The 26166-nt window shown below is 63.1% G+C and carries 21 protein-coding genes; 6 read left to right on the forward strand and 15 right to left on the reverse strand.

The features are described 5' to 3' along the window. Positions 1–30 precede the first annotated feature (30 nt). Entirely contained in the window at positions 31–420 is a 390-nt protein-coding gene (locus PLANPX_RS09915) for a hypothetical protein (protein WP_152098576.1), read from the reverse strand. A gap of 685 nt (positions 421–1105) precedes the next feature. Between PLANPX_RS09915 and PLANPX_RS09920 the strand changes: the two genes are divergently transcribed. The 3 genes from PLANPX_RS09920 (at position 1106) to glgB (ending at position 4595) form a co-directional block, all read left to right on the forward strand. After that, on the forward strand, positions 1106–1348 hold the full coding sequence (locus tag PLANPX_RS09920; protein ID WP_152098577.1) for a hypothetical protein: 243 nt from the start codon (positions 1106–1108) through the stop codon (positions 1346–1348). 288 nt (positions 1349–1636) lie between these two features. Then, on the forward strand, positions 1637–2203 hold the full coding sequence (locus PLANPX_RS09925; RefSeq protein ID WP_172991960.1) for an RNase H family protein: 567 nt from the start codon (positions 1637–1639) through the stop codon (positions 2201–2203). 166 nt (positions 2204–2369) lie between these two features. Then, the gene (gene glgB / locus PLANPX_RS09930; protein WP_152098579.1) at positions 2370–4595 is read left to right on the forward strand and encodes a 1,4-alpha-glucan branching protein GlgB; all 2226 of its coding nucleotides are present in this window, start codon (positions 2370–2372) and stop codon (positions 4593–4595) included. A 438-nt stretch (positions 4596–5033) separates the two neighbouring features. Here glgB and PLANPX_RS09935 read toward each other — a convergent pair whose 3' ends face one another. Then, positions 5034–7400 (reverse strand): hypothetical protein, encoded by a 2367-nt coding sequence (locus PLANPX_RS09935; RefSeq protein ID WP_152098580.1) that lies wholly within the window; start codon positions 7398–7400, stop codon positions 5034–5036. A gap of 429 nt (positions 7401–7829) precedes the next feature. On the opposite strand from PLANPX_RS09935, the gene topA reads away from it, so the two are divergent. Continuing rightward, positions 7830–10586, forward strand: coding sequence for a type I DNA topoisomerase (gene topA / locus PLANPX_RS09940; RefSeq protein WP_152098581.1), 2757 nt, complete (start codon positions 7830–7832; stop codon positions 10584–10586). Between the two features lie 46 nt (positions 10587–10632). Here topA and acpS read toward each other — a convergent pair whose 3' ends face one another. The 10 genes from acpS to PLANPX_RS09990 all read right to left on the reverse strand — a co-directional run bounded on the left by acpS (position 10633) and on the right by PLANPX_RS09990 (position 20434). Next, positions 10633–11034, reverse strand: coding sequence for a holo-ACP synthase (gene acpS / locus PLANPX_RS09945; RefSeq protein ID WP_152098582.1), 402 nt, complete (start codon positions 11032–11034; stop codon positions 10633–10635). A gap of 2 nt (positions 11035–11036) precedes the next feature. Next, on the reverse strand, positions 11037–12032 hold the full coding sequence (gene trpS, locus PLANPX_RS09950; RefSeq protein WP_152098583.1) for a tryptophan--tRNA ligase: 996 nt from the start codon (positions 12030–12032) through the stop codon (positions 11037–11039). Between the two features lie 23 nt (positions 12033–12055). Next, positions 12056–13009, reverse strand: a complete 954-nt coding sequence (locus tag PLANPX_RS09955) for a dihydroorotate dehydrogenase (RefSeq protein ID WP_152098584.1) — start codon at positions 13007–13009, stop codon at positions 12056–12058. Between the two features lie 172 nt (positions 13010–13181). After that, the gene (locus tag PLANPX_RS09960; protein ID WP_152098585.1) at positions 13182–13400 is read right to left on the reverse strand and encodes a hypothetical protein; all 219 of its coding nucleotides are present in this window, start codon (positions 13398–13400) and stop codon (positions 13182–13184) included. A 289-nt stretch (positions 13401–13689) separates the two neighbouring features. Beyond that, the gene (locus tag PLANPX_RS28230; protein ID WP_152098586.1) at positions 13690–14097 is read right to left on the reverse strand and encodes an HU family DNA-binding protein; all 408 of its coding nucleotides are present in this window, start codon (positions 14095–14097) and stop codon (positions 13690–13692) included. Between the two features lie 525 nt (positions 14098–14622). Next, on the reverse strand, positions 14623–15063 hold the full coding sequence (locus tag PLANPX_RS09970; RefSeq protein ID WP_152098587.1) for a YkgJ family cysteine cluster protein: 441 nt from the start codon (positions 15061–15063) through the stop codon (positions 14623–14625). Between the two features lie 31 nt (positions 15064–15094). Beyond that, a complete protein-coding gene (locus PLANPX_RS09975) occupies positions 15095–16249 on the reverse strand; it encodes an aminotransferase class V-fold PLP-dependent enzyme (protein ID WP_152098588.1) in 1155 nt (384 codons plus the stop codon). Between the two features lie 194 nt (positions 16250–16443). Next, positions 16444–18462 (reverse strand): ferrous iron transport protein B, encoded by a 2019-nt coding sequence (gene feoB / locus PLANPX_RS09980; protein ID WP_152098589.1) that lies wholly within the window; start codon positions 18460–18462, stop codon positions 16444–16446. Then, complete coding sequence (locus PLANPX_RS09985; RefSeq protein ID WP_152098590.1) at positions 18459–18779, reverse strand: FeoA family protein; 321 nt, start codon at positions 18777–18779, stop codon at positions 18459–18461. The genes feoB and PLANPX_RS09985 overlap by 4 nt, the downstream gene beginning before the upstream one ends. A gap of 164 nt (positions 18780–18943) precedes the next feature. Next, positions 18944–20434, reverse strand: a complete 1491-nt coding sequence (locus tag PLANPX_RS09990) for an AI-2E family transporter (RefSeq protein WP_152098591.1) — start codon at positions 20432–20434, stop codon at positions 18944–18946. A 532-nt stretch (positions 20435–20966) separates the two neighbouring features. On the opposite strand from PLANPX_RS09990, the gene PLANPX_RS09995 reads away from it, so the two are divergent. Continuing rightward, on the forward strand, positions 20967–21989 hold the full coding sequence (locus PLANPX_RS09995) for a glycosyltransferase family 2 protein (protein ID WP_152098592.1): 1023 nt from the start codon (positions 20967–20969) through the stop codon (positions 21987–21989). After that, positions 21986–23512, forward strand: a complete 1527-nt coding sequence (locus tag PLANPX_RS10000) for a hypothetical protein (RefSeq protein ID WP_152098593.1) — start codon at positions 21986–21988, stop codon at positions 23510–23512. Before PLANPX_RS09995 ends, PLANPX_RS10000 begins: the two co-directional genes overlap by 4 nt. Before the next feature lie 117 nt (positions 23513–23629). Here the strand turns inward: PLANPX_RS10000 and PLANPX_RS10005 are convergent, their stop codons facing one another. From PLANPX_RS10005 to PLANPX_RS10015, 3 genes are all read right to left on the reverse strand, one after another. Next, positions 23630–24334: an RluA family pseudouridine synthase gene (locus tag PLANPX_RS10005; RefSeq protein WP_152098594.1), complete on the reverse strand. Its 705-nt coding sequence runs from the start codon at positions 24332–24334 to the stop codon at positions 23630–23632. Between the two features lie 68 nt (positions 24335–24402). Beyond that, positions 24403–25308 carry an endonuclease/exonuclease/phosphatase family protein gene (locus PLANPX_RS10010; RefSeq protein ID WP_152098595.1) on the reverse strand — a complete coding sequence of 302 codons (906 nt, stop codon included), beginning with the start codon at positions 25306–25308 and terminating at the stop codon, positions 24403–24405. Positions 25309–25354: 46 nt separating this feature from the next. Next, positions 25355–26158: an SDR family oxidoreductase gene (locus PLANPX_RS10015; protein WP_172991961.1), complete on the reverse strand. Its 804-nt coding sequence runs from the start codon at positions 26156–26158 to the stop codon at positions 25355–25357. Positions 26159–26166: the final 8 nt, after the last annotated feature.

Raw genomic sequence — 26166 nt, forward strand, 5'->3', positions numbered from 1 at the left:
CAAACGGCAACAATCGACCGCGCACCAAACCTACGCGTTCGCCAACTCGAGCTCCGGCTCCGCCTGCCGCGTACTACGCCGGTACGCCGCGTACTGCTGATCGATGACGTCGGCCGGCATGAAGTTGTGCTCCACGAGGATATCGCGGAGCCCCGCCATGTGGCGGCTCTGCTCCTCGAGCAGCAAGTTCAGATCGTCGTTGGTGAGGTAACCAAGCCGCACCGCAATCTCGCCGAACATCTGGTTCGGCGTATCGCACTGTTCCTGCAGGATGACGAACATCTGCTTCACAGTCAGCTTGCGAGTTTGGATCGCCATCGTCCCCAGCGGCGGACGCGACCGCATCTGCAGCTTCAGGGCCTTGTAGAACGCCTGTGTCGAAAGGAGCCCGTTGTCGACCAGGTACATACCGAATTGCATGAGAGTTTCCTCAGGAGGGGGCTGCCGTTCAGCGGCGTGGGGCCTCCGGCGCGGGAGGCAGGCGGGAGAGAAAGCGGGGGAGCCGCTCCTCTATTCAAACTTATCTCGCAACCGCCCCAAAGGTGGGGGGGCGGGCCTGTCGATTCCGTCATGCGCTGTGATTCTGCCCGAACATTCGTGCTGAGCCTCAAATTCCGAGCTTCCTCGCAGTGGCGATCCACCCGTGACTTGGGGCCGGCCGCAGTGTTCCGGGCCCGTACTTCTAGCCCCGGGCGCCGCCCGGGAGTGAGTTTCCATTCCGGGGGGCGTCGTCGCGAGTCGGGCCACCCCCGGGCGGAACCCGGGGCTAGAGATGCCAATGGAGGCCGTGCCGGGATTCCGTGCAGGGATGCGGCGGAGCTAGGCGATCTCACGGTCCGCGAAAGCCGCTCCGCTGCGTGCGGGGCATTGGCTTGGCCTCGCGCCAGCCGTCGCAACTCCATATTTTGCTAGCTGTTGCGCGGTGTACGACAACGCGCTCGCCGCCGTTTGGCAAGCGTTGTCCAACCATCGGCATATGAGTTGCTTTAGAGGCTTTCATCTCTCTTCCGGCGGCCTTCGCAGGACGTGAACCGCAGTGATCGATTCCGTGTCGATCTAGTTGAACGACCGCCCGCTGATGCGGACGGCAAGGAGTTGGATGACCATGCTACGCGATACCAGTGCCTACGATCTTAGCGCGACCCCGATCCCGTTCCGGGCGGCTACCGTTGATCAGCAGGTTGCGCCGGTCGCGGTGGCGCCTCCTTCCGACGCCCGCCTGATCGAACAAGAAATCGCGCGGCTCACATGGATTGTCCTCGACGGCGGCGCCACGCTTAGCGACCGCCAACGGCTCGCCGAGTTGGTCAACGCCCAGCACGCCCAGCGCCGCCGCTTCGACCGCTAAGCCGGTCGATCGTTACAGCCGGCGCGACCGGTCCCGCCTTCGCCCGCCGCGGCTTCCCTGGCCGCGGTTTCGAGCCAATTCGCTCCGCTTTTTCGCCTGTTAAGCTGGAGCGATTGCGAAAACACTGCCGATACCGTTCTCTAGATCGAGCAAGTGCCACGGTCTGATTCGCAAGGGATGCGACTCCCCGCCCCCAGTCACCGCCTCGGCCCCAGGAAGCCGCCGCCGAGGTTCCCGCCTGATGAGTTTGGCGAACTGAGTTCGGCCGACTCAGCTGGAACGACTGCGATGATGACCGCTCCCGCCGCGCACTACCTGCTGTTCGTCGAAGCCTCGATCGAACCAAATCAAGCCGGAACCTGGCGCTTCGTCCTTGAGAACGTCGCCACCGGCGAACGACTCTCGGCCACCGACGGCGAAGCGATCGAATGCCACGAGCGTCTCGAACTGCTGGCCGTCGTCCGCGGACTCGAAGCGATCGATCACTCGGCCCGCGTCACGTTGGTTACGAAGAGCCGCTACGTCAACCGCGGCTTGAAGCGCGGCCTGAACGACTGGCGCGCCAACGGGTGGCAGTGGGAACGCTTCGGCCGCGTGGTGCCGGTTCGCGACCACGACCTGTGGAAGCGGGTCGACCGCGCCCTCAACTATCACCAAGTCGACTGCCGTTTGTGGCAGTTCGACGGCGAGGTGGAAGCCGAGCCGGCGGTTGAAGTCGAAACGCCAGTCGAATCGGTGGTGATCGCCGGTCCGCGTCGCGGGCGTTTCACGCTCGCCGCGGAAGGCTTCCGCCGAGCGACCCAAGCGGCCGCTTCGCTGGGCGACGCCCTGATGCCGACGAGCCTCGCCGGCTAAAGAGTCCCGCCCAACCTTGAGATTTTCGCCCGTAACGAGCGACCTACGCGTTCAGAACGGCGCCCAGAGATTGCCTCCCCGAGTCACGCAGCAACCATTACCGGCCGCCCAAGCCCCAAGCAAGCTGCTCCCGTTTCAAGTACAACAGTTAGCAGGATAGACCACCGTGCGATCCACCGTCGACGTCAACGCGATTAACCCAGTTATCCACGGCTACCACGAGAATCCGTTCGAGGTACTGGGTCCGCATGTGATCGAAGAGAATGGCCGCCAGGCCTTGGCGGTGCGGGCCTACTTGCCGCAATCGCAGCAGGCATGGTTGGTCGATCCCAGGGCAGGGGAGTCGAAGCCGATGCGGCGGATTCACCCGGCCGGCCTGTTCGAAGCCATCTGTGGACCGGAGATGCATGACGTGGAACAAGGGCGGACCTACCAACTGCGTGCGGTGAATTCAGCGGGCGAGCAGACGACCATGCACGATCCTTACGCCTTCCCCCCGCTGCTCAGCGAATACGACCTCTACCTGCTCGGCGAAGGCCGCCACTGGCAGAGCTACGAGAAGCTCGGCGCCCATGTGCGGACCGTGAGCGGCGTCACCGGCGTCAACTTCGCCGTGTGGGCCCCCAACGCCGAGAGCGTCAGCATCATTGGCGACTTCAACGGCTGGGACCGCCGCAAGCACGCGATGCGGAAGCACGTCCCCACCGGCGTGTGGGAACTGTTTATCCCTGATGCCAAGCCAGGCCTGCTGTACAAGTTCTCGGTGAAGGCCCGCGGCGGCGCCGTCACTGAAAAGTGCGATCCGTACGGCTTCGCTGCGGAACTCCCGCCGCGCACGGCCAACATCGTGGCCGACCTGAACAACTACCAGTGGAAAGACCACGAGTGGATGGCTCGCCGGGCCGAAGGGGGTAACTCCCTCGACGCGCCGATGTCGATCTACGAGGTTCACCTTGGCAGCTGGAAGAAGAACCACGGCGGCGAGACGCAGTGGATGAACTACCGCGACTTGGCCCATCAGCTGGTCGCCTACTGCCAAGAGATGGGCTTCACCCACCTCGAACTGATGCCGATCAGCGAGCATCCGTTCACCGGCAGCTGGGGCTACCAGACGGTCGGCTACTACGCCGCCACGAGCCGCTACGGCACGCCCGAAGACTTCATGTACTTCGTCGATTACTGCCACCAGAACGGCATCGGCGTGCTGATCGACTGGGTGCCGGCTCACTTTCCGAAAGATAGCCACGGCCTCGCCACGTTCGACGGCACGGCGCTCTACGAGCACGCCGACCCGCGTCAGGGCGAGCATCCCGACTGGGGCACGAAGGTCTTCAACTACGGCCGCAACGAAGTCCGGAACTTCCTCACCTCAAACGCGCTGTTCTGGCTCGACAAATTCCACATCGACGGCCTGCGGGTCGATGCGGTCGCGTCGATGCTGTACCTCGACTACAGCCGTAACGACGGCGAGTGGATTCCGAATCAGTACGGCGGTCGCGAGAACCTCGAGGCGATTTCGTTCCTCAAAGAATTTAATGAACAAGTCCACCAGCAACACCCCGGCACGCTGACCGTTGCCGAAGAATCGACCGCCTGGGGCGGCGTCTCGCGGCCGACCTACCTCGGCGGCCTTGGGTTTAGCCTGAAGTGGAACATGGGCTGGATGAACGACACGCTGCGGTACTTCCGCCACGAACCGATTCACCGCCAATACCACCACGACGAGCTGACGTTCTCGCTGATTTACGCCTTCACCGAGAACTTCACGCTGCCGTTCTCGCACGACGAAGTCGTCCACGGCAAGGGCGCCTTGCTCGATCAGATGCCGGGCGACCTGTGGCAACGCTTCGCCAACCTGCGGTTGCTTTACAGCTACCAATGGACCCACCCGGGCAAGAAGCTGTTGTTCATGGGCTGCGAGTTCGGCCAATGGAACGAGTGGAACCACGACCACGAACTGCAGTGGGATCTCCTGCAATGGGATACCCACCAGGGCGTGAAGAAGATGATGGCCGACCTCAACCGTCTCTACCGCAACGAGAAGTCGTTCCATCAGGTCGATTTCGAGTCGGGCGGGTTCGAGTGGGTCGACTGCCACAACTACGCCAATAGCGTGCTGTCGTACCTCCGCCGGGCCGAAGATCCGAACGACTTCACCCTGGTGGCCTGCAACTTCACCCCGGTGCCGCGGCATAACTACCGCCTCGGCGTGCCGGAAGGGGGTTGGTACGGCGAGATCTTCAACTCGGACTCGGCCTACTACGGCGGCAGCAACGTCGGCAACTACCCGGGCGTGATGGCCGAAGAGAGTGAAAGCCACGGCCGTCCGTTCTCGATCGAACTGACCCTGCCGCCGCTGTCGGTGGTGGTGCTGAAGCCGAACCGGGGTTAGTCGATCGCGATGCAACCTGAAACGAACAAAGCAGCCTTCCATGCAGTATGGAAGGCGGCTTTTCTTATTGGCCGTTTGCTTCTCGAATTCTTCCTCGACTGGAGAACGCCAACGGCGTTCAATCTTCCAGCCCGGGGTTGAGAGCGCAGCGATCTACCCCGGGTAAAGAGCGGGCGCGAATCCGCAACCCTGCAGGGGTTGTAGCAGCTGGGACCAACTCCAATTAACGATTCAACCCTTGCAGGGTTGGAGAGGAGAGCCGAGATAACCCGGGGTAGATCGCGGGTGCGATCAACCCCGGGCTGAATGATTGAATCCCTTCAGGATTCGAAGCAGAGTTGTTGAGCGACTACATCACGAGTGCAGGGGCCACCACTCCGAGCCGTGCACTTGGCTCGAAATGACGTGTATGACGGTACGCGACGCTATCTCACTCGCTTACTGCGACTTCTCTCGCCGCTTCTGGCGTTCGATTTCCCACTCTTCGTTGATCTCCAGGCCAGCGCGGTTCTGGATCATCTCGGTCCGCACAGCGTTCTGGAACTGCGAGGCATGCTTCACGAGCATGTCCTGACCGCCGCGCCAGTATTCAGCTTCCTGCAAGAAGAGCTTCTTGAGATCGTCGTCGCTGAATTCCTTGCGGGCCAGTCGTAGCACGTAGGCGGCCGTGTGATCGTAGTTGAGGAGGCTCACCGTCTCGTTGTCGACGAGGCTGAAGGCCTTTTCCATGAACTCGGGGCTGATGCCCTTGAGCTCCGGCACGTCGCTGAGCATCGCCTGAGCGCTCGCGTCGGTACGGCCGGCGGGGTAGTTCAGCCAGCTGAACAACGCCGTTTCCTTGATCACTTCGTAACCGCGATCGGCGAAGAAGAACTGGTCGAAGGGGGTGTTGCTCTTCACGACCTCGGCGGCCAGCTCTTGAGCTTTCTTCTCAGCGAGTTCAGAGGCCTTCCGCTGCTTCCAAGCCGTGACGACTTGATCGCGGACTTCTTTGAAGTCGGGGATGCGACGAGCGACGTCTTCGGACTTCACCACGATGAAGGCGTCGCCTTCGAGCTCGCTGGCGAGCATTGGCTCGTACGGCTTGAGGCGGTAGAACGCCGCTTGGGTTACGTTCATCGTCTGCCGTTCGTCGATCGCCTTACCGACCGGCGTATCGAACAGTTCGAGCATCGTCAGCGGGCTCGTCTTCTCGTAGGTCAGGCCGTATTTGTCGGCGAGCCATTGGAGGTCGGTGAGCTTTGCGGGCGGCTTTGGCGGCTTCTTGCCTGATTCTTCGGCCTCGATCGTGGCGACTTCGTACACGTTGGCTTCCGCCTGCAACTGAGCCGTGGCTTCAGTCATGATCCGGATCAATTCCTTCTCAGCAGCTTCTTGAGCCAGCACGCGGCGGATTTCGTCGCGGACGGCGTCGAGCGGCTCGTACTGCTCGGTCGACGGCGTCGCCGTTGCCGAGGCAGCAGGCTCGGTTGCCGGGGTTTCGGTCGTTGCGGGAGTCGCGTCGGCGGCAGGCGCCGCGGGTTCTTCGGCCGGGGCGGCGGTTGCAGCCTCGGCGGCGGCAGGAGCCGCTGCTTCTGCGGCGGGTTCCGCCGGAGTCGACTCTTCCTGGAACGAAGCCAAACGGAACGGGCTGCTACGACGTGCGTCCGATGACTCGTTGGCGCCTTCGGCGGCAGGTGCGGCCGGTTCAGCAGCCGGGGCGGCCTCTTCCGCGGGAGCGGCTGGGCTCGCCGGCGTTTCCGTCGCTGGCGTTTCGGCGGCGGGCGTTGTCGATTCAGCCGGTGCGTCTGCTGCGGGCGTTTCGGTGGTCGGAGTTTCGGTTGCGGGCGTTTCTGCAGCCGGTGCAGTCGACTCGCCGGCCGGGGCCGCGCCGATCTTTACGAAGTTTTCTTTGTTTTGCTCGTAGTAATACGCGATGTCTTGTTCGGTGATCGTGTCGAGGAGCTTTTCGGTCAGCGTCGGCACGCTCAACTTAAGGTATTCGAGACGGACGCGACGCGGTTCCGCGAAACCAGGATCTGGCGAGTTGACGACGTGTCCGCCGAAATCGACGCGACGGCCCGGATCGAAATCCCTGAACTCGTTGTAGAGGCCTAGGAGCTGCTCATCCGTCGGTTCGGGAACTTCAGTCAGGAACTTGTCGACCGGCAGAATGGCGGCCTGCACCGAGATCCGTTCGTTCACTTGGCGCCAATCGGCCCACCGTTGTTCCGGGGTGACGACCAAACCAGCCTCGGCGTACATGCGGGTGTAGAAGTACGCCGACAGCGCCTTCCGCAGCGTGCCGAAGACAATTCCCTCGGTGGTTCGCGGGTTGCCGTTGCCCAGATTCGCGAGAATCTGCTCCGCCTGCTGATCGGTGACCTTACCCAGGCCCACCTTCTTGATGTACTGGCTGATCAATTGATCGCTGACGGTGATGCCGGCCTCTTTCGCGAGTTGGGCTTCCACCTCGGTATTGATCACGACTTGATCGAGGTTGTCCATCTCTTGGTCGTTGGTCAGCAAGATGCCTTGCAGCGGAATGTCGCGCGGAAGGTCGTAACCGCTCGTTCCGCCGCCGGCGCCGAAGACCCCGAGAAGAAAATCATTGGTAATCTTCCGCTGCGCCATGAGGGCCTGCAATTGGCTCTCATTGAGCGAGCCGCCGTTCCAAGCGGCGACCTGGCCATCGACTTGCGGTCCGTTGTTGCTCCGCCCGCTGCTAAAGGAGCTGCCGACCACCCAGATAAACATCAACAGCACCACCGCCACGGCCATGAAAGCTTTGGTGTGCTTGCGGAAATATCGAAACGGGCTAGCCATGAAATCGTCCTGAAGAATCGTGCTATCGCCGGCCAGTGACTTGACAGGCGGCCATGTCGAAAAGTAATGATTGACCAGCGGGAGTCGCGAAATGAAGGATGCTGATTCTATGGGGAATCGACGTAAACGCAATCCCAACAAGGGAGTATCGCCGATTGGCGCGTGCCGGTGAAGGGGCTGACAGCGGTTTGCTGGGCCGTCGGTCGTGCCGGTTAGAGGAGGTTGGCAGGAGCCCAAGCCGTCGACGGTGATAGCTGGCGAAACTTTAACGTCCGCTGCCGCCTGTGCCGGTTGCCCGAGATTGTCCGCAGCTACCGCTTAGCGAAAGTTTGTTTACGGCAGACTTGCCCGTGAACGGATAATTTCAGCACACGACGGAATACTATCGCATTCACGCGATTTGATATCGCCTTGCCCGCAGCCGACCGTATGGCCAAAAAAAGCTCCACCTCCGAATCCGCCGGCCAAGCGCTGGTGATCGTCGAATCCCCCGCCAAAGCGCGGACGATCGGCAAATACCTCGGCAAGAACTTTCGCGTCGAGGCGAGCATCGGGCACGTCCGCGACTTGCCGCAAGGCGCCAAGCAGGTGCCCGCGGAATATAAGAAGGAATCGTGGGCCAATCTCGGCGTGAACGTCACCGACGGCTTCACGCCGATCTACGTCATCCCGCCGGGGAAGACGAAGCAGATCAAGCTGCTCAAAGATCAACTGAAGGGGGTCAACGCCCTCTATCTGGCGACGGACGAGGATCGCGAAGGGGAAGCCATTAGCTGGCATCTGTTGGAGATTCTCAAGCCGAAGGTGCCGGTCCATCGTCTGGTGTTCCACGAAATCACCAAGGACGCGATTCAGGCGGCGATCGAATCGCCCCGCCAGGTCGACGAAGGGCTGGTTCGCGCTCAGGAAACCCGCCGCATTCTTGACCGGTTGTACGGCTACGAAGTTTCGCCGCTGCTGTGGCGCAAAGTGCGGCCGAAGCTTTCCGCCGGCCGCGTGCAAAGCGTCGCCGTGCGGCTCATCGTCGAACGCGAACGCGAGCGGATGGCGTTCGTCTCGGCCACGTGGTGGGATTTGCTCGGCAGCTTCGCGAAGGCCGATAAGCAGTCGCTCGAAGCGACGATGGTCTCGGTCGACGGCCGCCGAATTCCGGTCGGTAAGGACTTTGATTCATCCACCGGCAAGCTGAAGAACCCGGAGATGATGCTGCTCGACGGCCCCGCCGCGGCAGCGCTGGCAGAAAAGATCCGCAGCGGTAAGTTCCGCGTCGCATCGATCGAAGACAAACCGTACAGCAGCAAACCGTCCCCGCCGTTTACGACGAGCACGCTCCAACAGGAAGCGAACCGCAAGCTTGGCTTCACCGCTCGCCGCACGATGCAGGTCGCCCAGAGCTTGTACGAAAACGGTCACATCACTTACATGCGTACCGACTCGACCAACCTCGCGTCGGTCGCCATCGAGAGCGCCCGCGATCTGGTCGACAAGAACTACGGCGGCGAATTCCTGCCGGCGGAGCCGCGGATTTACCGCTCGAAGGTGAAGAACGCTCAAGAAGCTCACGAGGCGATTCGCCCCGCGGGCCACCCGTTCGAACTGCCCGACACGATGCGGCCGCAGCTCGGCGTCGACGAGTTCCGCATCTTCGAGATGATCTGGAAGCGGACGATCGCCAGCCAGATGGCCGACGCCCGCGGTCGGCGGATTTCAATCACCATCGAGGGCGAAGGCTGCGTCTTCCAGGTGAGCGGCAAGACGATCGACTTCCCCGGCTACCTGCGGGCGTACGTCGAAGGTTCCGACGATCCGAGCGCCGAACTCGCTGACCAGGAAAAGGTGCTGCCGAGCGTCGAAGTTGGCGAGTTGCTGACGTGCACTGCGCTCGACGCCAAAGAGCACACGACTCAGGCCCCGGGCCGGTTCAGCGAAGCGTCGCTGACCAAGGCGCTCGAAGAACGCGGTATCGGCCGGCCGAGTACGTATGCGTCGATTATCGACACGATTCTCGCCCGCAACTACGTCTTCAAGAAGCAGAACGCGTTGGTTCCGACCTGGGTGGCGTTCTCCGTGGTGCAGTTGCTAGAAGATCACCTTTCTTCGCTGGTCGACTATCAGTTCACCGCCCAGATGGAAGATGATCTCGACGCAATCAGCCGCGGCGAGCAAGAGTCGGTGAGCTATCTTGATAAGTTCTACTATGGCAACGGCGCGCCTGGGCTGAAGAAGCAGCTTGAGAACAAGATCGACGAGATCGATCCGGCCCGCATCGGTCGCATCCTCATCGGCACGCCCGAGGGGCAGGCGCCGGTGTTCGTTCGCGTTGGCCGTTACTCGCCTTTCGTCGAACAGGGCGAGCGGACCGGTTCACTGCCAGAAGAAACGCCGCCCGATGAAGTGACGCTCGAGATGGCGCTTAAGCTGCTCGATCAAGCGGCGCAAGGCGACGAACCGCTCGGCATGTGCCCCGAGACCAACAAGCCGGTCTACCTGAAGACGGGCCGCTTCGGACCGTACATTCAACGCGGTACTCCCGAGGATGAGGAGAAGCCGCAGAATGCGTCGCTCCTCAAGGGGATGAGCCCCGCCGATATCGACCTCGAGACTGCGCTGAAGCTGCTCACCCTGCCGCGGAACTTGGGCGAGCATCCCACGCTGAATCAGCCGATCATGGCGTTCAACGGCCGGTTCGGACCGTACGTAAAGTGTGGCGACGAAACCCGTTCGCTGCCCGCCGACGTCTCGCCGCTCGACGTGACGATGGAACAAGCGGTCGCGCTGCTCGCCGAACCGAAGACACGCGGCCGCGGCGCCGCGGCGAAGAAGGAACCGCTGCGGACGTTCGAAAAGCCGTCACCGGTCACTGAGAAGCCGATTCAAGTGCTCGATGGTCGCTACGGACCGTACATCACCGACGGCGAGACGAACCTCTCGCTGCGTAAGGGCATGACGGTCGAAGAGCTCACGTTCGACGAAGCGATCTCGATGCTCGCCGAGAAGGCCGCGATGGGCCCGCCGAAGAAGAAGGCGGCGAAGAAAAAAGCTGCTCCGAAGAAGGCCGCCGCGAAGAAGGCGACGCCGAAGAAGGGCGTCACCAAGAAGCCGGCGGCAAAAAAAGCGGCCAAGAAGACAACGAAGAAGACCGCCAAGAAAGCGGCCGTCGAAGACGGCGCTGACGGAGACGACTGAGCCCAGAACTTGCAGTCGCCGACGGCGGCTACCGAGAGGTTAGCGGCTAGTCGTCCATTGGATCGGCTTCCGCAATCGCATAGGCAGTCGCGTGGCTTCGGCAGTGCGAAATGCTGATGTGCATGTGAGCGATTCCGGATCGCTCGAAGACTTCACGCGCGCCGCCGCACAGCGCAATGATCGGCGCGCCGCCCGCCTTATGGCGGACTTCAACGTCGCGCCAGCTGATGCCGCGGACCCAGCCGGTGCCTAACGCCTTCAGCACCGCTTCTTTCGCCGCCCAGCGGCCGGCATAGTGCTGCGTCGCTGCTCGCTTCGACGAGCAATAGGCGATCTCGTGATCGGTGTAGACGCGGCGAATGAACAACTCGCCGTGGCGTTCGATCATCTGGGCGATGCGGAGGCACTCGATGATGTCGGTGCCGATGCCAATGATGCGGGCGGCCATCGTTAATATCCTTTCGCACCGCAGGCGGCTTGAGCGCGAGCCAGCGTCGCAGCGGCCTTTGCACGGGCCTTCTCGGCGCCTGCCTTGAGCACATCACGCACGTCGTCGGGGCGGGCGGCCCAATCGGCGCGGCGCTCGCGGGCGGCGGCGAAGTAGGCCTCCGCCGCGTCGGCCAGCGCCTTCTTCACCTCGCCGTAACCAAAACCGCCGCGGGCGTAGAGGGCGGTCATGTCGGCGACCTGCGTTTCTGTCGCCACGAGCTTGTAGAGATCGAACAGCACGTCCCCTTCGGGATTTTTCGGATCTTCCATCGGCCGGCTGTCGGTCGTGATCCGCAGGATCTGCTTGCGCTGCGCCTTCACGTCGTCGAATACGGCGAGCGTGTTGTTATAGCTTTTCGACATTTTTTCGCCGTCGAGGCCCGGCACCTTCGCTGAGGCGTCGAGGACCTGCGCCTTCGGCATGACGAACGTCTCGCCGAAGTGGTGGTTGAAGCTTCCCGCGATGTCGCGGCAGACCTCAATGTGCTGAATCTGATCTTCGCCCACCGGGACGACGTTTGAGTCGTACGCCAGAATGTCGGCCGCCTGCAGTACGGGGTAGGTGAACAGGCCGGCGTCGGCCTTCAGCCCCTTGGCCATTTTGTCTTTGTAGCTGACGCAACGTTCGAGCAGCCCCATCGGCGTGCCGGTGAGCAGCAGCCAGCAGAGCTCGCTCACCTCGGGGACGTCCGACTGCACGAACAGCACCGCCTTCTCCGGCTTCAGGCCGAGGGCGAGCAGATCGATGGCGCCGTTGAGGGTGTATTCCTGCAGCTTCGCGCGATCACGCACCGTGTTGAGCGCGTGGAGGTTCGCGATGAAGTAATACGCCTCGGCGGCCTGATCTTGCAGGTCGACGTACTGCTGAATGGCGCCAAAGTAGTTGCCCCAATGAAAGGGGCCGGTCGGTTGGATGCCGCTGAGAACGCGAGGTGCAATTTTCTGAATAACTTGCATGAAGAATAATCTGCTTCGAGAGATTAGTTTCGTTTGAGTTGCAGCGAGCCGACGACTTCCGTCACGCTCTTTGCACCGAGCGACGCAATTGCCGCTGGCAGGGCGTCGAGCACCGACATCGAGACCGTTGGATTGTAGAAGTTGACCGTGCCGAGTTGAACGGCCGAGGCGCCGGCGACGATGAACTCCATGACGTCGTCGACGGTCGCGATGCCGCCGATGCCGATCAGCGGCGTCTTCACGGCCTGCGCCGCTTGGAAGACGCAGCGGAGGGCGATCGGCTTGATCGCCGGGCCGCTCAGGCCGCCGATGACGTTGCCGAGGATTGGCTTCTTCCGCTTCCAGTCGATCGCCATCCCTTGGACCGTATTGATCAGCGAGATCGCGTCGGCGCCGCCTGCTTCGGCCGCCTTGGCGATCTCGGCGATGCTGGTGACGTTCGGCGTCAGCTTGGCGATGATCGGCAACCGGCAGGCGGCGCGACAATCAGCGACTAGCTTTTCGCAGAGCGCGGGGTTCACGCCGAAGTCGACGCCATGGCTCACGTTGGGGCAGGAGATGTTCAGTTCGACCGCAGCCGCCCCCTCGGTGTCGCCCACCATGGCGGCCATCTCGACGAACTCTTCTGCGCTGCGGCCGGCGACGCTCACGATGATCGGCGTTTGCCGGCTGGCCAAGTAGGGGAGGTGGTGCGCGAGGAATGCGTCGATCCCGTCATTGTCGAGGCCGATCGCGTTGAGCATTCCTGACGGCGTTTCGACCGTACGCCAGGGGGCGTTACCGGGCCGGGCTTGTCGAGTGACGGTCTTCGGCAAGATGCCGCCGAGCCGCGAGAGGTCGACCAGCCGCTCCATTTCCCGCGCGTAACCGAACGTCCCCGAGGCAACGAGGACGGGATTGGGAAGCTGCAGTCGCCCGAGCGTGACTTGCAGATCGACGGCGGCCGGGGATCCCGGCGGTAGGGCGGTAGCGGTCAACGAGATCAGTGGAGCAGGGGTGTGTGGGCAGCTAGCGACGCATCCCTGAATTTACCGGTTTGGACTCCACGGCGAAACGGGCGCATGCAATCGGCGTGCGAGAGCCACGTAGGCCCTCGCACGCCGTGCGTGGATGGGGTTCACGTCAGATTAGGCCCGCAGGCCCAATCGACTAGATGATGCCGCCATGGACGCTGTGGGGCGTCAGGTGCGAAGGCATATCGAGGAACCAGATCCGTTCCCACTCATCGAGCAGCAAACGGAGGTTTTCAGAACTGTAAAACAGCTCTTGAGCACGCCGCGCGGGATCGCCGGAGTAGATGGGGATAAGACAGCCCGTGCTGCTCAGCAGCGTGCAGGCGAGCGCGGTTGATATGAGCCAATTGCGCATGTGCGTAGCTCCTCCTTGAGCTGCAAACGGAACGTCACGTCCTGCAATGGACGACGTAACGCCCAACGATCTCACGATTTACGCTTTGTCGAACGCGTCCATGCGCTTACTTGTGGGGCGCGATCAACGTGGTTCGATAAGGTCTCAGACAAGCGATCACCGCCGGCTGGATCCTGCCGAGCGGCGGAATCCTAGCGACAGTAGTGACTTGCGTCGAGACTGACCGGCAGCACCGATAGGACGGCAATGCTGGCAACCTCGACTGATTCGTAGCGGCGTCGACGCTGAGTTACCCGGGGCTTTGCCCGTAACTCGTTGCGGAGCCATGTGTTTCGTGTGGCGGAGGGGTGGCAGGCGGCGAATCGACGACCTGGCCATTTTGGAGAGCCTGCTGGCGAGCGGCCTCATTGGCGCGGCGCTCGAGCTCGCGGACTCGTTCTTCCATTTCTTTGCCCGGTTTGAAGGTGACCACAAACTTTTCGGGGACAAAGACTTTTTCGCCGGTGCGTGGGTTACGCGCCTTGCGGGCAGCTCGTCGCTTCACTTCGAAGACGCCGAAATTCCGCAGTTCAATGCGATGATCTTCAACCAACGTTTCGACGATGGCGTCGAACGTTTTCTGGACGATTTCTTTCGTCTTCAACTGCGTGAGGCCAATCTCTTCGGAGATGGTCTTCACGATTTCTTTCTTGGTCACGACGAGTTCCCCTGTGACAAGGCTCGAGGTCCTTTTCGGCGGACGACGACCGTGCTAGTGAAGGGCATTCACTCGCTCCAAGTGTAATTGGCGTAAGCATTAGAGTCAAGAAAGGGAGACTCCCTATCGAAGCCCCGAATCGCCGTAACTTGGCGAGGCGGCGCGACGACTTTTCGGCACTTACGCCGATTTTTTGCGTGGCTATTTAGCGGCAAATTGTCAAAGAGCAGGCTGCCGGGCGTGCCTATGGCTACCCAGAGACAAGTATCGACCCGCACGACCGCCAGACTTCAGCTAATCGTTAAAGTCGACCAAATTATTCCAGCCAGCATGCTGGCGCCCGGCATTTGGGTACCTGCAGCCTTCGGGGCTGGTTCAGGGTACGACGCGTTTCCCAAAAAACTGTGGGAGGGGTCTCTGACCCCGAAGCGGCATTGTGCTGCCGCCACCGCTTGCAGTGGTGACCGGCATCGGCGTCGGAGACGCCTCCCACAAGCGATGTGTAGCAAGGGCGATAGCACCAGATCAGATGCGAATAACCGCCGCCTGCTCTTGGATCGTTTCGATCGAGTAGAGCTTCCCCTTCCCGCTGCCGGGGCAAACATCGCAGGTCGCTTGCCAATCTTCGGGCGTCCGGATCGTCGAATCCCAGAAGGGCCAGGTGCGACATTGGCGGGGGCGTTGTTCGTAGACGGTGCACTTGCGGGTTTCGCTATCGAGCAGCACGCAGTCGAAGTTTCGCTTTTCTTTGATCGAGCGGCGGACGCCGATCTGCTTCACGTACTTCTTTTCGAACGCCGCCGGCGTCATTTCCATCCGCGCGGCGATGGCGTCGATTTCGGCCTGATTCACCCACACATAGCCCGGGCCGCCGCCGCAGCAATCGCCGCAGCCGGTGCAGGTGAACTGCAGGCCATCGGCATACCACGGTTCGCTGCCATCAGATTTGGCGGGGATTTTGGCCATCGGGTGAACTCCATTCTTGCGGGCGAGCCCGTTACGCCGTTGCCACTGCCGTTGCGACGGCGAGTACTTCGTCGATCTCCTCGACGGTCGTCGCCCAACCGACGCTCATGCGAACCAAGCCGCCCGAGTCGAACGTGCCGAGCGCCTGATGCATTCGCGGGGCGCAGTGGAGGCCGGCTCGCGCTTGGATGCCGCGGGCCGCGTCTAGGGCGGCGGAAAACTCCTGCGGATCATATCCCTCGACGCTAAAGCTGACAACGGGCCCACGGAGGGGGGAGGGGGGCGGTCCGTAGAGCCGCACCGTGCCGAGAGCCGCGAGGCCGTTCCATAGACGCTCGACGAGCATTTGCTCGTGCGCGCAGACGGCCGTGATCGTCCGCTGCCGCAGATAGCGGACTGCTTCCACGAGGCCCGCGAGCCCGGGGCCGTTGAGGCTGCCCGCTTCGTAGCGCGTCGGCAGTTCGTCTGGCATGCGGTCGAGCTGGCTTTCGAAGCCTGTGCCACCCTGGCGAATCGGGTGGACCAGCTTTTCGACCCCGTCGCGGATGAACAGAAATCCGGTCGCCGCGGGGCCGAGCAGCCCCTTGTGGCCGCTGGCGGCGAGTAGGTCGGCCTGCAACGCCGTGACATCGATGTCGACGTGCCCGGCCGACTGCGAGGCGTCGACCATTAGCAGCTTGTCGGCGCTTTTTGTGACGGCGGCGATCTCGGCGAGCGGCTGGATCGCTCCGGTGACGTTCGACGCATGCGTGGCGATCACTATCCGCGTTTCTGGGCGAATGGCCCGCCGCACGTCGTCGGGGTCGATGAGCCCCTGGCCATTGCAGCCGACGTAGGTGACCGTCACGTCGCGCAATCGCGTCGCATCGGCCAGCGGTCGCAGCACCGAGTTGTGGTCGGTCACCGAGGCAACCACATGGTCGCCGGGCCGCAGAGTGCCGTGGATCGCCAGGTTCAGCGAATCGGTGCCGTTACAGCCGTGGATGATGTGGCTGGGGTTTGGGGCGCCGATGAGCGCGGCGATCTCGCGGCGGGCCGCCTCGACGATCCGCTGAGCTTCGATCGCGTCGTTGTATCCGCCACGGCCGGCGGCGATGCCGATCTCACGCTGGTAGCGGTCGACGGCGGCGTAGACGGCGTCCGGTTTGGGCCAGCTCGTGGCGGCGTTATCGAGATAGATGCGCATGGTGCTGGAACTGAGGCCTAGAGTGAGCTCTCCGAAGAAATGTTTGTGGGAGGCGTCTCCGACGCCGAGTTCGCTCACCACAACAAGTCGTTTAGGTGACGCAACGCCGCTTCGGGGTCAGAGACCCCTCCCACAGATGCATTGTGGAAGGCCGCGAGCAACCCAGCCTACCAAGTTTGCCGCCGGCGCTCGACCTACAGCAGCCGCGTGGCGACCTGGTAGGTGACCAGAGCCGCGACGTATGCCAGGGCGGTCATGTAGCCGAGTTGGATCAGCGGCCATTTCCAGGAGCCGGTCTCGCGGCGGGTGACGGCCTGCGTCGGCAGGCACTGCATCGCCAGGACGTAGAAGACGAGCAGGCTGAGGCAGGTGGCCGTGGTGAAGACGAGCGATCCGTCGGCATGCTTGGAGGAGCCCATCGAGGCGAGGAGCGAGTTGACGCCGTCGTCCGCCCCTTCGGCGCCAAGGCCATAGAGGACCGCCAACGTCGAGACGATCACCTCGCGGGCGGCGAAGGAGCTCAAGACGCCAATGCTCATCTTCCAGTCGAAGCCGAGCGGCTCGAACACCGGCTCGATCGTCCGGCCAATCCGCCCGGCGAACGAGTGTTCTAGCTCCATTTGCTGCGTGAGGTGCTCGACGCCCGCTTCATCGCCCGCAGCCTCCAACTCGGCCAGCTGGGCCTGCACCTCGGCCGGCATTTGGTCGACGCTTGTCTTCGGATAGGTGGCGAGCGCCCACAGGACGAGCGAGATCACCAGAATCGTCGTGCCGGCGGTCTTCACAAACGCCCAGGCGCGATCGTAGGTGAGCAGCAGGGCATTCCGCAGCGAGGGCAGCCGGTAGTTCGGCAGCTCGATCACCAGCGGCCGCACGGGGCCCTTGAGCAGCGTTCGCTTGAAGACCCAGGCCATCGCGAGCGCCGCGGTGATGCCAAGCGCGTAGGCCGCCGTGAAAATGAGCGCCCGTTGCAGCGAACTATTCGGGAACAGCAGAGTCGCCACCATCGCATAGACGGGGATCCGCGCGGAGCAGGTCATCAGCGGTGCGATAAGGATCGTCGCCAGCCGGTCGCGGCGGTCTTCGATCACCCGTGTCGACATGATCGCGGGGATCGCACAGGCGTGGGCCGAGAGCAGCGGCACGAACGCCTTGCCCGGTAGGCCGACCTTGTGCATCAACCGGTCCATCACCAGCGCCGCGCGGGCCATGTAGCCCGAATCTTCCAGCAGCGCAAGGACGAAAAAGAGCAGGCAAATTTGCGGCAGAAACACGAGCATGCCGCCGAGGCCGCCGATGACGCCGTCGGTGAGCAGGCTTTGCAGATCGCCCTCGGGAATCCACTTGCCAATCGTCTCGCCCGCGGCGCCGAACAGGCTGTCGATGAGATCCATCGGGAACGTCGCCGCCCAGAAGATCGTCAGGAAGGTCGCCGCCATCACGAGGGCGAAGCTCAGCAGTCCGCCGAAGCGGTGCGTCAGGACGCGGTCGATCGCCTCGGTGACGCGGCCTTGTTTCACCGCTGTGCCGCGAACGGCGGCGTGACTCACGCGCGAGGCCCAGTCGTAACGGGCGGAGAACTGGCAGCCGTTACACGAGCCGCAGGCAGCGAGCTCGGCGTGAACTTCGGGCGCCTTGCGCTCCCGCAGCGTCGTCTGCACTACTTCGAGCAGTTGATCGATGCCGCTTCCCGTGCGGGCCGACACCGGCACGACGGGGCAGCCAAGTCGCTGCTGCAGTTCCGCGAGGTCGAAGGTGATGCCCTGCTTCTCGGCGGCGTCGCTGAGGTTGAGCGCGAGCACCGTCGGATCGCCGAGTTCGAGTACTTGGCCGGCGAGGAACAGGTTGCGCTCAAGGTTCGTCGAATCGACGACCAACAAAACCAGATCGGGGTCGGGCGTGCCGGGGAGCAGGCCCTCGAGCGCTTGGCAGGCGACCCGCTCGTCGGGAGTCGTCGGGTCGAGGCTGTAGAGTCCCGGCAGATCGACGATCGTCACCGGCACATTGCCGAGCGTGACGTCGGCGCGTCGGTGCTCGACCGTGGTGCCGGGGAAGTTGGCCGTCTTCGCCCGCAACCCGGTGAGGCGATTGAAGAGCGACGTTTTGCCGGCGTTCGGATTGCCGACCAGCGCGATGGTGGTCGGCCCCCCCGCGGCCGGCGCAGGCGGCGTCGACAGGACCGGCAGCGATAGCTCTGGCGTGGCGGAACTCACGATGCGTTAGCCAAAGGAGCGAATGGCAGCGACGCATCGAGCGGTTCGACGCGAACTTCCGCAGCGAGCCGGGCCGAGAGGCCGACGCGAGCCCCGACGACGGTGATCACCATGGGATCGCCAGCTTTCAGCAATTGGAGCCGTCGTCCGACGCACACGCCAAGCGCCTGCAGCCGACGAATATCGTCGTTCGCTGCCACGACCTCGACGACGCGAGCATGCGCCCCCGCAGTGAGAGCGGACAGCAGTACCGTTTCGACCCGCGGTTGCGGATGGCGGTGAACCGGCGTCGTCGGTGCGGCTTCGACGGTGCTCATGGTCGCTCGAAAGGGGCCGAAGGCTTGGGCTGTTGAGAATGAATCTCAGTTCAAACCTAAGCAGATCGCGAGATGGCCGCAAGGGGTAGTTAGCCAACAGGTTGCGGATTTCGCGGCAACTCGCGGAGGACGGCTCGGCGGGCATGCGGGTGCGGCCGCGTTGCTTACTTCTTCCGCTTGCGATTTTTCGCCGCATTGCGAACTCGGGCCAGCGGGCCAATCGGTTTCGCGGGGGCGCCATCCACGCCAGTGCTCTCGTCGCCCAGCGGCGACGATGGATCGCCGGGGCCGAGCGGGAACATCATTTTCTGCCGCTGGTCGTCGACGACGTCACCGGCGCTGAGCAGCCGCAGCTCCTTGTTGACCATTACCAGCAGCGCGTGGATGAAGGCGACCAGCATCGGGCCGACGAGAATGCCGACGGGCCCAAGCGCCTTCACGCCGCCGAGAACGCTCATCAGCGCGAGTAGCGGGTGGAGGTTCGATTGGCCGTGGAGGACGAGTGGTTTGATGACGTTGTCGATCGTCGAAACGACGCCGCCGCAGTAGAGGGCGAGCAGGATGGCCGTCATTGGTTCGCCGGTGACGGTTGTCTGAATGCCATCGGCGCCGGTGACGATCCGTTCCCCTTGGTAGAGGAAGACCCAAATGCAAGTCGGGATCCAGATGCCGGCGGCGCCGACAAAGGGGATCACCGACGCGATCATCGTCACCATCATGAGCAAGAAGATCGGAGCGCCCGCATCCAGGGCGAAATAGAAGCCGAGCCCAGCGAGCAGGCCTTGCACCACGGCGGCTGCGAGCACCGCGACGACGACCGCGCGGCTAACATTGGCGAATTTGTCGAGCAACTCGCGTTCATACTCGTTGTCGAGCGGCGAGAGCCGCATCATCGTGTTGATCATCGTCGGCCCGTCGACGAGGAAGTAGTAGATCGCCAGGACCATAATGATCAGCCCTAAGACGACCCCCACCAGTCCTTGGGCGGTCGCGATCAGAATGCCGCCGATGGCGCCGGCTGCGAAGTCGTAGAGTGCATCGACCCGCAGGCGGAGATTCGGTTCTGTGGCTGAGCCGTGCTGGCCGTCGCCGTCCAGCGTGGACTCGAACACGGTCGGGCCTTCGGCCGCCTCGTCGTCCGCATCGTCGCGACGCGAGGTGATCTTGTCATCCTGATCGTCGGCTTCCGCCGTCCCGTCGGATGAGGGCTGCGATTGAAGAGGCTTCTCGGCCGTTGCGGGCGAAGCGGTGCTCGCGGCCAGCGGGTCGACGGCAGGTTTCTCATAGATGTCGAGAAATGGCACCACGTCGGTCACCGACTGAGCGGCGCGCGTCAGCTTGTTCTCGAGAGCTTTGCGGTTCTCGTCGTTCTTGAGGTAAACGAACACCGTCCGACCTTCGAGGTAGGCGTTCCAGCCCAGCCACGCCGTGGGCAGCAGCACCACGAGCATAATGAGAAAGGTGGTGATGATCGCCGAAAGCCGTATGCTGCCTGGCAACCGATCGCGGACCCAGACGTGAAGCGGCTTGAAGACGACCACGAACACCGCCGCCAGGAACAGCGGCAGCACGAACTGCGCCATCACCTTGAAAAACATCGCGGCGATGAACGCCAGAATGGCGACCAGAACGATAAACGAAACGACGCGCGGCACGGCCGGCTCCTTGAGGGCAGGGGGCTGTCGGCTAACTGCTCCCGGCTCTCGGCCAAACAGATTTGTCTGGCCGAGAGCCGATAGCTGATAGCCGAGTTTTTCATTCTATGCGTTTCTTCGCCAGACCCTAGACCAGCTTGCCGGGCGTGCTGGGCGGGATGTAGCGGTGACGCGGGGGTTTGCCGCTGATTCCGCGGTCGGAAGGCGTTGCGAGCCGTCTCGCCGCGCCCGAGCGGCGGGGATTCTGGTATGTTGAAGTAAGGCTTATGAGTATCGCGTGGGAATTGTCGAGTGCGATGCGGAGCCCCGAAGGGGCGGCATGATGTAGCCAGGGGCGCCAGCCCCTGGACCGGATCGTGCCAAGTACAGAAAGCCCCGCGAGGGGCGACACTTGCCGCGTCGATCTCACTCTGCACGCGACCAGGAATTCTGTCGCCCCTGCCGGGGCTTAGACGTAGAAAACGCCTTCATCCAGGGGCTCACGCCCCTGGCTACATGATTTCGCTCCTCCGGAGCTGCAAAACATCGTCGCATGATCAGCATCGTTATCCCGCTACTGAACGAAGTCGGCACGCTCGAACAGCTCCACCACGAGCTGAGCGAGCTGGCCGCTGCGCGCGGATACGAGCTGCAGATGATCTTCATCGACGACGGCTCGACCGACGGCTCGTGGCAGGTCGTCGAACGGTTGGCCGCAACCGACTCGCGCGTCCTGGGAATTCGCTTCCGCCGCAACTTTGGCAAGGCAGCCGCCCTCTCCGCTGGCTTCGATGCGGCTCAAGGCGAAATAATTGTCACGATGGACGCCGACTTGCAGGACAGTCCGGCGGAGATCCCCAAGCTGCTTGCCGTGCTCGACGCCGGCGCCGATGTGGTGAGTGGCTGGAAACGCGAACGTCACGACCCTTGGCACAAACGCTATCCCTCTAAAGTCTTCAACGCCCTCGTCGGCAAGATGACCGGCGTTCAGCTGCACGACCACAATTGCGGCCTGAAGGCATATCGCCGCGACGTGATTCACGAGATCCGCCTCTACGGCGAACTTCACCGCTTCGTCCCCGTGCTGGCCGCGGCTCGCGGCTTCCGCATCGGCGAGACGGCGGTCGAGCATCGGCCGCGGCTCTCGGGCGTTTCGAAGTATGGCTGGACGCGGATTCCCAAGGGGCTGCTCGACCTGCTCACCGTGCAGTTCATCACCCGCTACGGCCAGCGGCCGCAGCATTGGCTCGGATCGGCCGGGCTGATTTCGCTGCTGCTTGGCGGGCTCGGGATGGTGTATCTCGCGTTCATTTGGGTTTGGTCCCGGATGCCGTGGTCGGAGCATGTGGTGCATCTGCATGAAACGGCGGCATTGTTCTACTCGCTCGCGCTGCTGTTATTCGGTTCGAACCTGCTCGCGATGGGCTTCGTCGCGGAGATGATCGCCGCGTCGGTATCGCGGCATCGTGACGAGTTTTCGGTGGCGCAGTACACCTCGCCGCAAGGCAAGAACGCCGGCGCCGGGCCACATGCCGCGACGAATCAATCGGCTGGCCAGGAGCATGAGTCGCGATGATCGAGGCCGCCGCTGATCCAACCCGCCTGCTGCGGCGCGGCGTCTACGCCCTCCTCATCGCGCTGGCGGCGGGCAACATGGCGGGGCGACTTCTCGCGGTGAACGCCGTCAATCGGCAGGAACTCGAAACGAGCCGCATCGCTCAACGCCTTTCAGAAGCCGAGAAGCAATTCCGCGCCGAGGGGCTTCGCGAGGATGTGCTGCAGGCGAAGCTTGCCGCGGCCAAGCAATTGATCGAGCGTGAAGAACGCCGGCAGCGGCCGTTCCTGAGCGCTAACGACCGGAGCCGTTGGCTCGCGATCCGCGCGCTTGCCGACACCGGTTCGTTCGAAATCGACCCAGTGATGGACGCGAACGTCTGGAACACGATCGACATGGTGCAGCATCGCGGCCGCGACGGCGAGATGCACCTCTACTCGAGCAAGCCGCCGTTGCTGATCGTCCTGCTGGCGGGCGAATACTGGGTGATTCAAAAAGCGACCGGCTGGACGCTCGCCGACAATTCGTACGAAGTCGTGCGGCTGATGCTGTTTACCGTGCAGGTGTTGCCGACGCTGTTGCTGCTCGCGATCGTCGCAAGCCTGGCCGAGCGGTTCGGCACGACCGACTGGGGACGGATCTTCGTCGTCGCGGCGGCGGCGTTTGGGACGATGCTCACGCCGTTCGCCGTGGTGTTGAACAACCACACGATCGCGGCAGTGAGCGCGGCGGTGGCGCTCGAAGCCTTTGTGCGGATCTGGTTCGACGGCGAGCGACGCTGGCGGTGGTTTGCCCTCGCGGGGCTGGCGGCGGCGTTTACGGCGGCGAACGAGTTGCCGGCGCTATCGTTCTTCGCCCTTGTTGCGGCAGCATTGCTGTGGCGGAACTGGCGGATGACGACAGTAGGCTTCGCGCCGCTGGCCCTCACGGTGCTGGTCGCCTCGTTCGCGACGAACTACTGGGCTCACGATAGCTGGCGGCCTCCTTACGCCCACCGCAGCGCGACCGACTCCGCCGATAACTGGTACCACTACAGCTACACGCTCGGCGGCAAAGAGCGGCAGAGCTATTGGCTCGATCCGCAGGGTCTCGATCGCGGCGAGCCGAGCAAAGTCGATTACGCGATCCATTGCCTCGTCGGCCACCACGGGCTCTTCTCGCTGACGCCGATTTGGCTGCTGAGCGCGTGGGGATTGTGGATTTGGGGCGTTCGCGGCACGCCGGAGCAGCGGCAACTTGCGGCGGGCATCGCGCTGCTCACCGTGGTCTGTCTGGCGTTTTACATCGGCCTGCGGCCCCAGATCGATCGCAACTACGGCGGGATGACGAGCGGCCTGCGGTGGCTGTTCTGGCTCGCGCCGCTGTGGCTGACGGCGATGATTCCGGCGGTCGATCGACTGGCGCAGTGCCGCAAAGGCATGGCGGTCGCGCTCGTACTGCTCGCGTTCTCGGTGCTGTCGGCGAGCTATCCGACTTGGAATCCTTGGACGCAGCCGTGGATTTACAACTGGCTGCAATCGTGCGGCTGGCGCGGGGCGGTGTAGAGCGTTCGCCGGCCGCCACGCGAAACCTGCATTCTAGCCCCTGGCTTCGCCAGGGGGTGACGCCGCGTAGGGCAACGCTTACCGAGATACATGCCCACCCCCTGGCGGAGCCAGGGGCTAGAGGAGGTCGATCGGCAGGTTCAAAGCATCCCAAGTCGCTGGCAGCGGAGCGACGATGTCGACCGGCTCGTTCGTCATCGGATGGCGAAAGCCCAACTGCCGCGCGTGGAGCGCAATTGGCTTTTCCCGTTCATCGAGCCTAGGATCGCCGAACGGTTGCGTGCTTCCATACTGCGAGTCGCCGACGACGGCATGGCCGCGGGAACTCGACTGAATACGGATCTGGTGCGTGCGGCCTGTTTCAAGCTCGATCTCCAGCCACGCGCCGGTCGGCCCCTGCCACATCACGCGGTAGTGCAGCACCGCATGCTTCGCCGCGGGGTGATCGGCCGTAACGACTTCGGCTTGGGCCATACCGTGTCGCTTGTGGAGGTAGTCGGTCCAGGTTCCTTCGTCGGGCGTGACGACGCCTTCGACGAAGGCCCAATACGATTTGTTGATCGTGCGATTTTCAAACTGCGCCGACAGCCGTTGCGCCGCTCGCACATGCCGCGCGAAGACGATCGCGCCCGACACGGGCCGATCGAGCCGATGCGGCAGCCCCAGATAAATGTTCGCATCGGCCGGCTTTCCTTCGCGTTCGCGAAAGAATTCCTTTACCTGGATCTCGAGGCTATCAATCCCCGCCGGCGCCTGCGTCAGCACGCCTGAAGGTTTGTTGATTACGAGACACGGCCCATCGTCATACAAAACGTCAAGCATCGATTCAGTAGCCGCGGGGCAACGCCCCGCCGGAGCGAGAATAAAAAAACGAAAAAAAGCTGCGAGTGTTACCGATTCAACCGACGCCTGCAAAGCATGGCAGGCGCCCGCCCCAAGTTGCGGCGACAACTCAGTCGCCGAAAGACCAGCGGCTGAGCGACCGCCAGCGCGATCAAACTACCAGTTGCGGGTTCAGGAATCGCGAACTCGGCCGAGAACGGATAGTGGTCCGACGCCGCATAGGTCGTCAAATTGACGTCGAACCGCCCCAACTGCTGCACCCGCCACGCCGGCGAACGGTAGAAAATGTAGTCGATCTGCGTTGTGCGCGCGAGGCCGGGATTGGCGATGTTCGTCGCGTCATTCCACACGCTGGCGAGCGCAGCATACGATGTCGTCGTAGGACGCGAGTTCATGTCGCCTGCGAGCAACGCGGGCGTCGTCGAACTTGCTACGAGACCATTGATGAATGCCGCCTGGGCGTCGCGGTTGCTCTGATTGCTCGCATCGAGGTGGGTCGCGAAAAAGTTGAATTCGACCGTCTGTGGATCGGCGTCGAACGACAGGCCCATCTGGATGACTGCCCGCGCTTCGCCGCCGCCCGGGCTGGGGAGCGCACGGTTGGTCGTATTGACGATCGTCAGCCACGGCGCTACCAGCACGCCGTTGCCATACTGGCCCCCCATGAAGTTAATCGTGCGGCCGAAGTAACCCTGCATGTCGGTCCGCTGGGCGAGTTCCTGCAACTGGAAGATGTTCGACCCGCTGCGAGTGTTTCCTTGGTCGAGCTCTTGCAGCGCGACGAGGTCGGGTTTCGCCGCCAGAATGACGCTGGCGATCCGATCGAGATCGTAGACGCCGTCGCGCCCCTCCGAGTGGTGAATGTTGTATGATAGCACCCGCAGCGTTCGCGCCAGCGCAGGCTGAGCCGTCGCGAGAATCAGAATGGCTAGAAGGAGTCGAAGCGGAGGCATCGCGGCGGAGTCGGCTGGCGGAGGAGCGAAAAATCGCGAACGGCGTCTATCTGTTGTTGCTCGCCGCCAGGAACTTCGCCAGGGCCCGATCGACCAATCCGGGAAAAAGTCTGTTTACCGCTACCAGCGCCCGTCCCCGCCAGTTGGGAAAAATCTCGCGGCGCCCCCGTTCCAAGGCACGTACCGTCTGCTCGGCGACTGCAGCAGCGGGAATGGCGGTCGACTCGCCCCACGGCAGTTCGCCCCGCTTGGCAATGAGATGGTCGAAGAATTCGGTCTCCGTCGTGCCGGGGCTTACGATCAGCACCTCGACGCCGTCGGCCGCAAGTTCCGCTCGCAGCGATTCGCTCCACCCGCGGAGCGCGAATTTACTGGCGGCGTATTCACTGTTTAGCGGCAGCCCCCGATGCCCGATGATCGAGCTCATGTTCACGATTGCCGCTTGCCGGCTCTGCCTGAGCAGCGGCAGGGCGAGCCGCGTCAACTCCGTGGCGGCGAAGAAGTTCACCTCCAGAATTTGGCGGAGCGTCGACTCGTCGCTCTCGGCGAAGCGGCCGTGAGCGCTGATGCCGGCGTTGTTCACCAGCACGTCGATGCCTTCCCACAGCGCGACGGCGCGTTCAACGAGCGCCGCTCGAAACAACGGATCGGTCACATCGCCGGCTAGCGCTTCCGCTGTAGCCCCGCACTGTCGGCATTCAGCTGCGACAGCGGACAACTCCTGCTCGCGTCGAGCCGTCAGCAGGACGCGGCTGCCGCGCCGCGCGAACGCCAGCCCGAGCTCCCGGCCAATGCCGCTGGAAGCGCCGGTGATGACGACGCGGCAGTTGGAGAGCGAGCGACGAGCCATCGCGAACA

Source organism: Lacipirellula parvula (genome assembly GCF_009177095.1).
GTDB lineage: Bacteria > Planctomycetota > Planctomycetia > Pirellulales > Lacipirellulaceae > Lacipirellula > Lacipirellula parvula.